At 64.1% G+C, this 14,143-nt stretch carries 7 protein-coding genes, 1 tRNA gene and 1 rRNA gene; 4 read left to right on the top strand and 5 right to left on the bottom strand.

What is annotated here, in order from left to right; genetic code table 11:
- Window positions 1-212: 212 nt before the first annotated feature.
- Both DVH23_RS13280 and DVH23_RS13285 read right to left on the bottom strand, forming a co-directional pair.
- Window positions 213-284, bottom strand: a tRNA-Ala gene (locus tag DVH23_RS13280).
- 113 nt (window positions 285-397) lie between these two features.
- Window positions 398-1,872, bottom strand: a 16S ribosomal RNA gene (locus DVH23_RS13285).
- A gap of 1,154 nt (window positions 1,873-3,026) precedes the next feature.
- Here DVH23_RS13285 and DVH23_RS13290 point away from each other — a divergent pair.
- On the top strand, window positions 3,027-8,639 hold the full coding sequence (locus tag DVH23_RS13290) for an LAGLIDADG family homing endonuclease (RefSeq protein WP_114577918.1): 5,613 nt from the start codon (window positions 3,027-3,029) through the stop codon (window positions 8,637-8,639).
- Between the two features lie 107 nt (window positions 8,640-8,746).
- Here the strand turns inward: DVH23_RS13290 and DVH23_RS13295 are convergent, their stop codons facing one another.
- The gene (locus DVH23_RS13295; protein ID WP_232833762.1) at window positions 8,747-9,694 is read right to left on the bottom strand and encodes a transcription initiation factor IIB family protein; all 948 of its coding nucleotides are present in this window, start codon (window positions 9,692-9,694) and stop codon (window positions 8,747-8,749) included.
- A gap of 186 nt (window positions 9,695-9,880) precedes the next feature.
- On the opposite strand from DVH23_RS13295, the gene hisI reads away from it, so the two are divergent.
- Together hisI and DVH23_RS13305 are read left to right on the top strand one after the other, a co-directional pair.
- Complete coding sequence (hisI, locus tag DVH23_RS13300) at window positions 9,881-10,255, top strand: phosphoribosyl-AMP cyclohydrolase (RefSeq protein ID WP_114577920.1); 375 nt, start codon at window positions 9,881-9,883, stop codon at window positions 10,253-10,255.
- Window positions 10,252-11,388, top strand: a complete 1,137-nt coding sequence (locus DVH23_RS13305) for a hypothetical protein (protein ID WP_114577921.1) — start codon at window positions 10,252-10,254, stop codon at window positions 11,386-11,388. The genes hisI and DVH23_RS13305 overlap by 4 nt, the downstream gene beginning before the upstream one ends.
- Here DVH23_RS13305 and glmM read toward each other — a convergent pair.
- On the bottom strand, window positions 11,385-12,749 hold the full coding sequence (gene glmM / locus DVH23_RS13310) for a phosphoglucosamine mutase (protein WP_114577922.1): 1,365 nt from the start codon (window positions 12,747-12,749) through the stop codon (window positions 11,385-11,387). The two genes, DVH23_RS13305 and glmM, sit on opposite strands and share 4 nt — an antisense overlap.
- A gap of 73 nt (window positions 12,750-12,822) precedes the next feature.
- On the opposite strand from glmM, the gene DVH23_RS13315 reads away from it, so the two are divergent.
- A complete protein-coding gene (locus tag DVH23_RS13315; protein WP_114578011.1) occupies window positions 12,823-13,674 on the top strand; it encodes a hypothetical protein in 852 nt (283 codons plus the stop codon).
- Between the two features lie 111 nt (window positions 13,675-13,785).
- Here DVH23_RS13315 and DVH23_RS13320 read toward each other — a convergent pair whose 3' ends face one another.
- Window positions 13,786-14,031, bottom strand: coding sequence for a hypothetical protein (locus tag DVH23_RS13320; protein WP_114577923.1), 246 nt, complete (start codon window positions 14,029-14,031; stop codon window positions 13,786-13,788).
- Window positions 14,032-14,143: the final 112 nt, after the last annotated feature.

The following is a 14,143-nucleotide window of genomic DNA, read 5'->3' on the forward strand; positions in this document are numbered from 1 at the left end:
GCTGCACTGAGTGCAACGCTAGTGACCCGGGAACGGGTCCAGTGGACGCCTGGACTACACGTACACACGGCCTCATCCGCACGCCAGTAGACGGCTGGCATGCATCAACCCTTCCCACCCACGCTTGCGCGGGGTGGTGCATCGGTCTTCGGGATCAGATCGTAGCGCCGTCTCCCACTTAAGGGACACGGTTCGACCTCGACCCCGACGTATGGACCCACTGGGATTCGAACCCAGGGCATCCTCCTTGCAAAGGAGGCACTCTACCACTGAGCTATGGGCCCACCCCCTCGCGGGGGATGGGTTAGCCTTGACAGTTCAAAGGTGCCCGGTCGGACGACGGGCGATCGCGAACGGACCGAATAGTAGGCCGGGGCGTCGCCCCGGTCCTGATCAGTGGAGGTGATCCAGCCGCAGATTCCCCTACGGCTACCTTGTTACGACTTAATCCCCCTTGCGAAGCCCAGATTCGACCGCCGTTACGGCGGCCTCATCCGGACCTCACTCGGGTGATTTGACGGGCGGTGTGTGCAAGGAGCAGGGACGTATTCACCGCGCCCTTCTGAGGCGCGATTACTACCGAATCCAGCTTCATGAGGGTGAGTTTCAACCCTCAATCCGAACTACGATCGAGTTTCGGAGATTAGCGCCGCCTTTCGGCGTGGCATCCCACTGTCTCGACCATTGTAGCCCGCGTGTAGCCCAGCACATTCGGGGCATACTGACCTACCGTTGCCCGTTCCTTCCTCCAGTTTGGCACTGGCAGTCCTCCTAATGTACCCAACCACCACAAGGGTGTTGCTGGCAATTAGGAGTGCGGGTCTCGCTCGTTGCCTGACTTAACAGGACGCCTCACGGTACGAGCTGACGGCGGCCATGCACCTCCTCTCAGTGGCTCCAATAAGCTCATCACACTGATCTTCATCGCACACTGTCGGTGCTGGTGAGATGTCCGGCGTTGAGTCCAATTAAACCGCAGGCTCCTCCGGTTGTAGTGCTCCCCCGCCAATTCCTTTAAGTTTCATCCTTGCAGACGTACTTCCCAGGCGGTCTGCTTCACGGCTTCCCTACGGCACAGCGCTGGCTCGTAGCCAGCGCCACACCTAGCAGACATCGTTTACAGCTAGGACTACCCGGGTATCTAATCCGGTTCGTGACCCTAGCTTTCGTCCCTCACCGTCGGATCCGTCCTCTCGAGGCGCTTTCGCCACCGGTGGTCCGTCCAGGATTACGGGATTTCACTCCTACCCCGGACGTACCCCTCGAGCCTTCCGGTCCCAAGCCGAACAGTTTCCGCCGGACGCCCGCACGTTAGGCGTGCGGATTTCCCGACGGACTTGTTCGGCCGGCTACGGACGCTTTAGGCCCAATAATAGCGGTCATCACTCGTGCTGCCGGTATTACCGCGGCGGCTGGCACCGGTCTTGCCCAGCACTTATTCTACTACCACCTTACGGTAGTGAAAAGCGAGGACTATATGCCCTCGCACTTGGAGTCCCCCTATCGCACTGTCGTGCAGTGTAAAGGTTTCGCGCCTGCTGCGCCCCGTAGGGCCCGGAATCTTGTCTCAGATTCCGTCTCCGGGCTCTTGCTCTCACAACCCGTACCGATTATGGGCACGGTGGGCCGTTACCCCACCGTCTACCTAATCGGCCGCAGCCACATCCTGTCGCGCCGGAGCGTTTCGAGCTCGGGCCAGTTCCAGGCACCGAGCCGTATGCGCTATTAGCCTCAGTTTCCCGAGGTTATCGCGCTCGACAGGGTAGTTTGACCACGTGTTACTGAGCTATCCGCCACGGGCCTAAACCCGTGCGACTAGCATGGCTAAATCGGACTCCAATAGCAATGACCTCCGGCAGGATCAACCGGAATGCTATTCCCTGGCGATGCCAGGGAGTTTGGCGGAGTGTGTAAACACACTCACACGTAACTTGGTCCGTTCGGTGATCGCGATCGGTCGGACCGATCGGGCGTCACCGAACTGTCAAGGCTAACATCAGATTCCATCTTGACGGCGGACCGCAGGGGTGGAATCCTCATCTCCTTCGGACTTCTTTGTAGGCCCGGAAGGGTACTTAACCCCTTCGGACCTCGCGTCCGAGACGACGAAGCGAGTCGAACGCTCCGTCACTCACGCGTTCTTCGCATCACATCCGAGTGCCCTTGTACTGATAAGGGCTTCGGAACGGATCGCGCCGGAAGTCGCATCCGGAACGACCGTCGCGTGACTTTTCGTATCCGCCCTTATCATATAAGGGCGTCGTCTCGCGACGGTCGCCGGAACCCGGCGTCGTCGTTCGCACCCCGCCGACCGCTCGGCGGCGCGCGGATGTGTGCCGACCCCCGTGCCGGATCTCGGCCGGAGGGGACGTGGCCGCGTGGGCCACGTCGTTTGCGTTCCATCCGAGGAGTGGGGTACATATAACGCCGTCGGACTGGAGGCGCTCCGAAACCCGATACCATGGCACGGTTTTCCACCGCCAGGACCGACACCTTACACTACTTAAACGAAGCGGCGGCTCGATCAGATACGTCGAAGGAGTGTCGCGCGGGTGGAGGTCGATCGGTCATCCCGCCCTCGTGGGCGTGGTCTGATCGGATGATTCCCGCGCGTTCACACGCGAGGGTGCGCGCGTGTATGAACTACCCGATCTCCGGTAGAGTCGGCCCCACGCAAAAACGGGTCCGTTCAGTCGATGTAGGACCCGATCTCCGGTAGAGTCGGCCCCACGCAAAAACGGGTCCGTTCAGTCGATGTAGGCGTCGGAGTCCTGTTCGAACGACTCGCGGCAGTCGAGCGAGCAGAGGTACTATATCTTCCCGTTTTTCTCGGACTGTCCCTCGGTGTCCTGTGGGTGTACCTCCGAGCCACACACCGGACCGGTGACCATACCGATCCCAGCGCGTCGATCCGAAAAGCGGTTGTGCAGTCCGTTACCGGGCGAGGGCTTCCCGCCGAGCCGCCGGCCGCGATCCGAATCTCGATGAGCGACGGTTTATAGACCATCGAGCGCTAGGGGAGGTCAATGGCGCAAGCGGGCAACGCGGAACTCGTCGACGCGTTCGAGCAGTTCTTCAGGAACTACTACGACAACGAGGTCAAACAGCTCGCCCAGCGATACCCCAACGAACAGCGCTCGCTGTCGGTCGACTGGCAGGACCTCTACCGGTTCGATCCCGACCTCGCCGACGACTTCATCAGCCAGCCCGAACAGCTCCAGCAGTACGCCGAGGAGGCGCTGCGGCTCTACGACCTCCCGATCGACGTCAGTCTCGGACGGGCACACGTTCGCGTGCGCGGGCTCGCGGACACGGAGTCCCCCGAGATCCGCGAGATCCGGGCCCGCCACATGAACACCCTGGTGCAGGTTCGGGGTATCGTCCGGAAGGCGACCGACGTCCGCCCGAAAGTCGAGGAGGCCGCCTTCGAGTGCCAGCTCTGTGGCACTCTTACCAGGGTACCGCAATCCAGCGGCGACTTCCAGGAACCCCACGAGTGCCAGGGCTGTGAACGCCAGGGACCCTTCCGGGTGAACTTCGACCAGTCCGAGTTCGTCGACTCCCAGAAGCTCCGGATCCAGGAGAGCCCCGAGGGCCTCCGTGGCGGGGAAACTCCCCAGGCGATCGACGTCCACGTCGAGGACGACATCACAGGCGAGGTGACCCCCGGCGACCACGTCTCGGCGGCGGGCGTCCTCCGGCTCGAACAACAGGGCGACGGCCAGGACAAGTCCCCCGTCTTCGATTTCTACATGGAGGGAATGTCCGTGGAGGTAGACGAAGAGCAGTTCGAGGACATGGACATCACCGACGAGGACAAAAAGCGTATCTACCAGCTCTCGGAAAGCGAGGACGTCTACGAGCGGATGGTCGAGTCCATCGCGCCCTCGATCTACGGCTACGAACAGGAGAAACTCGCGATGATGCTCCAGCTCTTCTCGGGCGTCACCAAACACCTCCCCGACGGCTCGCGGATCCGGGGGGACCTCCACATGCTCCTGATCGGGGACCCGGGGACCGGGAAGTGTCTGAAACATGATAGTAAAGTGACGCTTGCCGATGGGACCGAACGCGAAATCGGACGGATCGTAGAAGAGAACCTACAGGACCCGATTCCGATAGATGATGGGTGGTGCCAGAACGTAGAAATCGACGTACCCACGGTCCTTCCGGATGGCTCGATTGCAGACGGGAAGGCGACGACGGTCTGGAAACGCGAGGCTCCCGATCACATGTATCGGATTCGAACGGCCGATGATTCCGAACTCGAGGTGACTCCGAGCCATCCGTTGTTCGTTCAGAACGATGGTGAACCCCAAGCAAGGCGGGCATCAAAGCTCCAAGAGGGTGATTTCGTTGCTGCTGCACGAGAGGTGGAATTAGCCGGCGACAACACGCTTTCGGTACAGTTCGAGCGAGTCGATTCGAACAACGCCAACACTGTTCGCATCCCCGAGGAACTAACCCCAGAACTTGCCCAACTGTTTGGATTACTTATCGGAGAAGGGCATGTGGTCGATACCGACACCAGTGCGACAACGACCATAACGAACGCCGATAGAGAACTCATCGACGCCGCGGTCGAAGGGTTCGAATCACTCAATCTTCGGTACAACGTTCGGAAGCATCACACTAACAAGGACGTCTGGACCGTTCAATGCCACTCACAGGAGTTCATCAGGTTCGCTGAAACGATCGAACCGGCGATCCTCAGGCGTTCCGACGGCCAACGCGTACCGGACGCGATCAAGCGAGCGACTCCGGCGATACGATCCGAATTCGTCAAGGCATACGTAGACGGGGAATGTCACGTTTCAGCGACACAGCGAGAAATCACGGTTGCGTCGATGAGCAACCAGTTACTTGAAGACGTACGAGGTGTTCTTCGATCGCTGGGCATCAGCAGTCGGCTTGAAAAGCGAAACAACGGAAGTTACCGACTCCGTCTCAGTGGTGGCGATTTCAAACGATACATAGACCGGATCGGGTTCATAACTCCGAGGAAAGAAGAAGCATCGTGTGCGTTCACCGACGTTCCACCGAATACTAATACGGATATCGTTCCACGAGTCGGTAATCAGCTTCAAGGGATCCGACGGAAACTTGCTCTCTCACAGTCGGAATGTGGGATCCCTCGGACGACGTATCAGCATTACGAGCGTGGGGATAGAAACCCGTCGAGAGAGTCGCTAGAGATCGTTTTGGAGTCGTTCGACCAGCGGATAGATGAAATACGACGGCTGAAAGGTCGAATCGAAGAGGGGAACTGGTCCGAAATTGTCACCGCACGCGACGAGTTCAGCATATCTCAAGCCGAGCTTGCGACGGAGATGAGTGTTACTCAGACATCAGTCAGCTACTACGAGCGTAAGCAGGTTCTTCCGGACGGCGGTGACATCCAAGCCGCCGAATCCGTCGTTCTAGACCGAATAGATACTGCTCTTGACTCCCAGGAGGAGGTGATACGTCTCCAGCAACTGATCGACAACGATTTACAGTGGACTCCTATCGTTGGTATCGACAAAATCGAACCCGAGTACGACTGGGTGTACGACCTCGAGGTCGAAGGGACCCATAACTACGTCTCGAACGGGGTTATCTCGCACAACTCCCAGATGCTGAGCTACATCCAGAACATTGCTCCTCGCGCGGTCTACACCTCGGGGAAGGGGTCGTCGGCCGCAGGGCTCACCGCAGCTGCTGTGAGAGACGACTTCGGCGACGGCCAGCAGTGGACCCTGGAGGCGGGCGCGCTCGTCCTCGCCGACCGCGGAATTGCGGCGATCGACGAACTCGACAAGATGCGATGTGTCACCGGAGACACGCTGGTTCGGGCCGGTAACGGAATCAAACCCATTCGCGAGCTTGCACACGAAGCGGTAGACGACGGACGTATCGAGGGCCTCGAGAACGGACGAACGATCCGGGACGTCGATGCGGACGTCTGGACGATGGCCGAAGACGGAAACATCGTCAAGCGAGACGTGCTCGCGGTCCACGAGTACGACGCTCCGGACGAACTCCGACGCGTCGAACTAGAGAGCGGAGAGCAACTAACGACGACCGCCGACCACCCGTTTTTCGTTCTGGACGGAGGGAAGCAAACCGAGCGTCAGGCACGGAACCTGAACGAAGGAGACTGGGTCTTCGTTCCCGAACGGATCCCGGAAGAAGTGATGGACGGTGGGGTTAGTGTCCTGCCGACAGGGGAGACAGGTCAGGAAATACACCATCTCTCACCCTCGCACGGGGCTATCCTCGGATACCTCGCTGGCGATGGGAACGTCTTCTACGACCGTGATGAAGGCGTCTATGGCCTCCGGTTTACGAACAAGGAGGAAGAACTGCTACGCGACTTCGAAAACGCGTGTACGAACGCGTTCGATACCCGAACCGTTCGTCATCCGAGCGAGCAACGAGACGACGGCGTCGAAACCGTCCGCGTCCACGGAAAGGAGTACGTCGACGAACTCCTCGAGGCCGGAGCGAATCTCGAAAACTATGACGGGAAACGGCTCCCAGAAGCAGTAACGAACGCGTCCAGGGAGACGAAAGCGGCCTTCGTCCGTGCGCTCGCGGATTCCGAAGGGACGGTCGGCGGGCGCGCCGTCAAAATAGCCTCCTCGAGCTACGAGTTGCTGCTCGGGACGAAGATGCTGTTGCACGAGTTCGGCGTCTCGAGCCAGATACAGACGCGGTCCCGAGAGCGAAAGCGCGACCTGTTCGTTCTCGCGATCACGTCAGACGACTCGCTCGCCGCGTTCGAGCGCCACGTCGGATTTACGCTCGAGCGAAAACGGCAGGCGTTAGCTCGCGCCTGTGAACGGACCACCGGCACTCGAACCATCATAGACGTGCTTCCGGAGTGTGGCGAACTGTTCGAACGGGCTCGCGGTGCGCTTCGCCTCCACCAGTCGGAATGCGGCCTCGAACACGATTCGACCTACTGTAACTTCGAAAACGGCGATGCAAACGCATCGATCCGTCTCTCGAAGCACGTCTTCGAGGCGTTCGAAAGCCGACGGGCTGAGGCGAACGACCACTACGACGAACTCACGACGGAGACGTCCTGGGAGCGACTCGCCGAACTTCGGGAACGGTATCACGTCTCCCAACGGGAGTTAGCCGCAGAAATGTCGATCTCCCAGCCCCGACTCTCGGTCCGCTGGGGTGACGGACCCGAACTCCGAGAACGGGTCCGAAACCGGCTCCGCGAACTCCTCGAGACGCCAGCCGCGGTCGATCTGGATCCGCTTCGGGAGTTACTCGAGGGGGACGTGAAGTGGCGGCGAGTGGACACCGTCCGGCGGGTCGATTCCCACGAGCATACCGATACCAGGGTCCAAGTTCTCGAACAGCGTCTTGCCGACGAGATCGGCGCACACACCGTCGATTCGGTCCGAGAGGAGGCGCAGTCGCTGCTCGAAAACGACGGCACGATCGAAACGTGGGACGAACTCCGAGGCCGGCTTGAGGCGTACGGAATCTCCCTCCAGCAGGTCGCCGAAGAGATGGACGTCGCCGGCTCGACCGTTTCACGGTGGTTCGCGGGCGAGACCGACGTCGGGAACTTCGATACCGTTCGCTCCGTGTGCCGGGAGTTATTCGACACGAAACGCTCCCGGATATCGGAGCTTCTCGAGGGGATCGAACGCCGCGAGCAGCCACGAGTCTACGACCTCACGGTCGAAGGCACACACAACTTCATCGCGAACGGGATGATCGTCCACAACTCCGAGGACCGGTCGGCCATGCACGAGGCCTTAGAGCAACAACAGATCAGCGTGAGCAAGGCCGGCATCAACGCCACCCTCAAGTCCAGATGTTCGCTGCTGGGGGCGGCGAACCCGAAGTACGGCCGGTTCGACCAGTACGAACCGATCAGCGAACAGATCGAGCTCGAGCCCGCCCTGATCTCGCGGTTCGACCTGATCTTCACCGTGACGGACAAGCCCGACGAGGAGAAAGACCGCAATCTGGCCGAGCACATCCTCAAGACCAACTACGCCGGGGAGTTGACGACCCAGCGCGAGGAGATGAACACCCTGGAGGTGTCCGCCGACGAGATAACGGAGATGACCGAGCAGGTCGATCCGACGATCGACGCCGAACTCCTCCGGAAGTACGTCGCCCACGCCAAACAGAACTGCCACCCGCGGATGACCGAGGCGGCCCGCGAGGAGATCCGCGATTTCTACGTCGATCTGCGCTCGAAGGGGACCGACGAGGACGCCCCCGTGCCGGTCACGGCCCGGAAGTTGGAGGCGCTGGTCCGGCTCTCGGAGGCAAGCGCCCGGATCCGGCTCTCGGATACCGTCGAGTTGGCCGACGCAGAACGGGTGATCGAGATCGTCCGGTCGTGTCTCCAGGACATCGGCGTCGACCCCGAGACCGGCGAGTTCGACGCCGACATCGTCGAGGCGGGGACCTCGAAATCCCAGCGCGACCGGATCAAGAACATCAAGCAGCTCATTACCGACATCGAGGAGGAGTACGACGAGGGCGCGCCGGTCGACATCGTCCTCGACCGGGCCGAGGAGATCGGGTTAGAGGAGTCGAAAGCCGAACACGAGATCGAGAACCTCAAACAGAAAGGGGAAGTCTACGAGCCGAGCATGGATCACCTCCGGACGACCTGAGTCGCGGTCACGACCCCGAGCGCCCGCTCATACGGACCGCTATAAGTCATTACCGGCGAAACGCAGAACGTCACGGTTTCGCCGGTAAATCGTGACAGCAATCCGTATCAGTCATCCGTGGATCGGCCGCCGTCGTCGAGTTCTTTCCGCTCGTCAGCGTCTGCATCGCCGGATTCGAGGGCTCTGATCTCTTCGACCGTCGATCGGACCGTCACGGGCGAGACGCCGGCGACGTCGGCGGCCGTCGCCTGGGTGATCGACTCGCAGTCGCCCCGGCGGGCGGCGGCGTAGAGACAGGCCGCGGCGACGCCGCTCGGGTTCCGCCCGCCGAGGACGCCGGCTTCGGCCAGGTCGCGTGCGTACCGTTCGGCCCGGCGTTCGACGCCGTTGTCGAGGTCGAGCCGGGAGGCGTACCGGGGAAGATACTCCACCGGGTCGATCGGGCCCGTCGGGAGGCCGAGTTCGCGGTTGAGCGCGGCGTAGGCGGCCGCGAGTTCGTCGCCGTCGGCCCGTGATATCTCGAGGATCTCCTCTCTCGTCCGGGCGATATCGCGGGTTCGACAGGTCGCGTACACCACGGCCGCGGCGAACCCCTCGAGCGAGCGGCCGATGAGGAGGTCCTCGGTCTGTGCGGACTCGAAGAGCGTACAGGCCTGCTCCCGAACGGCCCCCGGAAGGGAGAGTTGGGAGACGATCCGCCGGATCTCGGTGAAGCCGGTCATCCGGTTGTAGTCGGCTTTCGTCTCGAAGCGTGCACGGGCCTGTTCCCGGCGCATTCGGGCGAGTTGACGGCGTTTCCGGCCGGTCACCCGAATGCTCGATCCCGAGCCGATCCGCGTCGAGAGCCCCCGGTCGTGGCGCGAGCGCGTCAGGGGCGCTCCCGTCCGTTTTCGTTCGGCTCGGTCGAACGACCGCCACTCGGGGCCGTGGTCGATGACGTCGCCCTCGGTGACGAGGCTGCACTCTTCACAGACCAGTTCCGTGCCGACCGGCCGGAGCCGCCCCTCGCACTCGGGACATCGCGTGGGTGGAACGCCCGTCATTCTCACCGACATGTCCGTCGGACATTACCGCCCACGGTAAGTCTTTCTATTAGTCCTGAATGTCTATCTATCAGAAACCACCCGTAGGAAATATATGCGAAGAGAGGGCCCGATCGGGTCTGCTTCCCCGATCGGATAAAAACGTCCGGGCTCGGGCCCGGCAAAAGACCTATCGCACCGACGGCCATTGCGTCGAACATGGATGACAGCGCGGCCGTCGACGTCGATTTCGGCGAGAGCGGGCTCGTCCCCGCGGTCGCCCAGGACGCGGAAAACGGGGAGGTGTTGATGCTCGCCTACGTCTCGCCGGAGGCGCTGGCGCGGACCCGAGAGACCGGACGGGCCCACTATTACTCCCGGAGCAGGGACGAACTCTGGGAGAAGGGGGCCACGAGCGGCCACGTCCAGTCGGTCGCGGAGGTCCGGGTCGACTGCGACGCCGACACCCTGCTCTACCTCGTCGACCAGGAGGGCGGGGCCTGCCACACCGGCCATCGGTCCTGTTTCTACCGGACGATAGAGGGCGAGACCGTCGGCGAACGAGTGTTCGATCCCGACACCGTCTACGAATGAGCGAGCGTCTCGAGAGCCCACGGACCGGCGAGGACGACGGACCGGTCGAACGCCTCGAGGCCACCCGGCGGCGCCACGCGGAGGCCGAAGACCGGATCGACGAACACGGCGAGGACACCGTAGAGAGGGTCGCCGATGCCTACCGGCAGGCGACGGGCCTCCTCGAGGAGTACGAGGGTCGAGCCGCCGGAACCGGCAAGGAGACGTTCAAGGCCTACGTCGAGCTCGAGGGCGAGTTCGAGTCCCTGCTCGAGGACCTCCCCGAGGACCTCCCGCGCCGAGGGGCGTTCGAGGACGCGAACGACGCGATCGACAAGCGCCGGCTGAGCGAGGCCGACTTCGAGCGGGCCCGCGAGGCCGTCGAGCCGGCGAGCGAGTTCGTCGATCTGCTCGAGGAGCGCGAGGCGGCCGCCGAGGCCCGCGAGTCGGCCCGGATCGACCTCCGGGAGCGTCTCGACGAGCTCGAGGCGGGGATCGAGCGCCGCGAGGAGCTTCTCGAGCTCGGATCGGCCGATCTCGAGGCACCGGTCGAACGGCTCCGCGACCCGATCGACCGCTACAACGCGGCCGTCGAGGACGCCTTCGAGCAGTATCGACGGGAAGCTCCGGCCCGGGAGCTGTTCGACCTCGTGGACCGGAGCCGGCTCTACCCGCTGGTTCCCTTCGAGCGCCCGCCCGAGGCGCTGCGCCGCTACGTCGAGGAGGCGCCGGCGGGCACCGAGCCGGTCCCGACCCTCCTCGAGTACGCCGGCTACTCCCGCTCGAAACTCGCCCACTACGTCGCGGACGCCGACGCGTTGAAACGCCGGGTGACGACCGAGCGGACCTTTCTCGAGGGGATCGACGCGGAACCGCTCACGGTCGAGTGGCCCCCCGAACCCGCGGGCGTCCTCTCCCGGCGGGCCCGCGAGCTCCGCCCGTTCGTCGAGCGCGTCGGGAGCGAGGCCGAAGTCGCCGCCCTCCGGGCGGTTCGGGAGACGACCCGCGATCCCGAGTACGGGCGGCTCCGGCGGGCCGCGGTCGCGGCCGACCGGCTCACCGAGACGGAACGCGAACGGCTCGCCGACGGCCGGGTCGAAGCGGAACTCGAGAGGCTTCGGGCCGAGCGCGACCGCCTCCGCGAGGCGCTCTAGATCTCGGCTTTCGCCTCGACGAGTTCGTCATACATCCCCGCAACCAGCATCTCCGCGCGCGCGATGTCCCGCGCTTCGGCGTAGATCCGGACCAGTGGCTCGGTGCCCGAGGGTCGGGCGAGCACCCACGCGTCGCCGTAGTCGAGCCGGTAGCCGTCGCGGGTGTTGATCGTCGCGCCTTCCCGTTCGGCGCGGTTGGCCGCAGCCGTAAGCATCGCCGCCCGCTGGCCGGGCGACTCGTAGTGGACGTTCCGGCGGACGTTCGCGTAGTCGTCGTAGGGCGCGACGACCTCGCTGACCCGGCGGCCGCCGAGCACGGAGAGAAAGCGCGCGGCCGTGTAGGCGCCGTCTCTGGCGAGGCGGTAGCCCGGAAAGAGGACCCCGCCGTTTCCCTCGCCGGCGACGGGCACCCGCCGGCCCTCCTCTGTGAGCTCCCGGACCCGACCGATGATGTTCGTCGACCCGATCGGGGTGAGCTCCAAGTCGGCCCCCGCCTCGTCGGCGACGTCGACCAGCCGCTGGGAGACGTTGACCGCGGAGACGACGGCGTCGCCGGCGTCGAGTTCGGCGGCCGCGAGCGCGGCCAGCGAGGCGTCGCCGCTGACGAACTCGCCGCGTTCGTCGACGAACACCGCACGGTCGGCGTCGCCGTCGTGGGCGATCCCGACGTCGGCGTCGCTGGTCCGGACCAGCCGCGAGAGGTCTCCGAGGTTCGCCGGGACGGGCTCGGGATCCCGGCCCGGAAAGCGCCCGTCGGGCTGGCCGTTGACCGTGAGCACGCGACAGCCCAGTTCCCGGAGGAATCGAGGGGTAGTGGCAGCGCCGGCGCCGTGGCCCGGATCGAGGGCGACGGTCAGCTCCGCACCGGCGATCCGCGAGCGATCGACGGCCCCGAGCAGGTCCTCGACGTACGCCCGGCCGGCGCCCTCGACGCCCTCGGCCCGGCCGACCCCGTCCCAGGCGGCGTCGGCGAACTCCCCCGAGTCAAACGTCTCCTCGATCCGCTCGAGTTCGGCGACCGAGAGCTCGATCCCGTCGCTGCCGACGAGCTTGATCCCGTTGTACCGCGGCGGGTTGTGCGAGGCCGTGACGACGAGTGCCTCGACGCCCTCGCGGGCGGCGTACGCCTGGACTCCGGGGGTCGGGACGACGCCCAGCCGGTCGACGTCGCGGCCGACGCTCGCGAGCCCGCTCGCGGCTGCGTCGGCGAGCATTCGCCCGCTCGTCCGGGTGTCCCGACCCACCGCGACCCGCCCGTCCCCCCTGACCGTCCCCACGGCCTTCGCGACGCGCATGGCGAACTCGGGGGTCACCTCCTCGCCGGCGACCCCGCGCGTCCCGCTCGAGCCGAAGATCTCCATCAACGAGCGCTCGGGACGGAGCACCCAAAGGGGTTCCGAAGGGGGCATACCCGTGGCCCGCCAAGAAACCGCCATGAGCACGATCGACGAGAAACGCGTCTACGGCGACCGGGCGGGCGCCGACCGGGCGTACGTCGCGGGCGGCGTCGGCCTGCTCTCGGTCTCGATCGCCGGCGGCTCCGTCGGCGAGTTCGGCCTCCGCCGGCGCGGGCGCGCCCGCGACGTCGCGACCGCCGGCGGCCAACTCGCCGTCGCGACCGACGACGCCCTCCTGCTCGCCGACCGCGGGGTGGCAGGCGGCGACCCCGACCTCGAGGAAACCGGGTTCGGCCCCGCGACCCGCGTCGGCGTCGACGGCGAGAGAGTGATCGCGGTCGGGCCGGACGGCCGGGTCGCCCACCTCCGGGGCGGCGAGTGGACGACCCTCGGCGACGCACGCGAGGTTCGAGGAATCGACGGCGACCTGGTCGCGACCGCCGACGGCGTTCTTCGGGTCCAGGGCGAAGGGCTCGAGCCGGCCGGGCTCGACGACGCGCGGGACGTCTCGGCGGCGGGGATCCCCCTCGCCGCGACCGGCGACGGGCTGTACGCGCTGGGCAACGGCTGGCTCCGGTCGCTCGAGGGGCCGTTCGACGTCGTCGGTGCCGACCCCGCGAGCGAACCCGGCTCGCTCGCCCGCGCCCACGCGGCCGCGTGCGGACGGGTGTACGAACACGCCGACGGTGACTGGCACGACCGGGGAGAGGCTCCCGGGCAGGTCGCCGGCTTCGCGTACGGCGAGCGGGCGTACGCGGTGACCGAGGACGGCGAGTTCCTCGCGGGCGAATCGGGCGAGACCGTCGGGGAGTGGCGGAGCCACCCCCTCGGCGTCCCCGACGTCGGCGCCGTCGCCCTCGCCGGTCCTGAGTCTGGCGTGACAAGTTGAGATACCGGTTGGTTTTAGACCGCAACGTTAGGTCCGAATAGCGGACTCCGTGTTACATACAGGCGGTGCAATTACCACAGCGTGACAGTGGAAACTCGAGACAGAGCGTTCTCAGAAGAGGGACAGTTCCGTTGTTCGAATGGATTCAGACAATCGAATCAGAGCCGTCCCGAAGAGTACAACCGTGATTCCGCTCAGCGCGACCACTGCCACCAGTTCAGGATCGCCACTGGCCATCACGGCAAAAGACACTGCTCCGATAAGCAACGTCACAGCGAAGAGCAATTCCACTGCTCTGACGTTCAGTTCGCTCCATGTTGATGGGACGCTAAACGTCATCTGATGGTTGTGAACCATATATCACAGTGACATCTCCCGCGTCATAAATCTGTGGTTTTGTCTACAAGAACGACTGATACGTTCGCAGTCCCAATGTGACATGATATTCACTCCGAGTCACATCGAAATT

The organism is Saliphagus sp. LR7 (genome assembly GCF_003344565.1).
Taxonomy (GTDB): Archaea; Halobacteriota; Halobacteria; order Halobacteriales; family Natrialbaceae; genus Saliphagus; species Saliphagus infecundisoli.

What these genes read in the sequence shown, in the direction of transcription:
- DVH23_RS13320 (WP_114577923.1), bottom strand. Translation starts at nt 14,031, where the DNA reads ATGGTTCACAACCATCAGATGACGTTTAGCGTCCCATCAACATGGAGC.
- hisI (WP_114577920.1), top strand. Translation starts at nt 9,881, where the DNA reads ATGGATGACAGCGCGGCCGTCGACGTCGATTTCGGCGAGAGCGGGCTC.
- DVH23_RS13305 (WP_114577921.1), top strand. Translation starts at nt 10,252, where the DNA reads ATGAGCGAGCGTCTCGAGAGCCCACGGACCGGCGAGGACGACGGACCG.
- DVH23_RS13295 (WP_232833762.1), bottom strand. Translation starts at nt 9,694, where the DNA reads ATGTCGGTGAGAATGACGGGCGTTCCACCCACGCGATGTCCCGAGTGC.
- DVH23_RS13290 (WP_114577918.1), top strand. Translation starts at nt 3,027, where the DNA reads ATGGCGCAAGCGGGCAACGCGGAACTCGTCGACGCGTTCGAGCAGTTC.
- DVH23_RS13315 (WP_114578011.1), top strand. Translation starts at nt 12,823, where the DNA reads ATGAGCACGATCGACGAGAAACGCGTCTACGGCGACCGGGCGGGCGCC.
- glmM (WP_114577922.1), bottom strand. Translation starts at nt 12,749, where the DNA reads ATGGAGATCTTCGGCTCGAGCGGGACGCGCGGGGTCGCCGGCGAGGAG.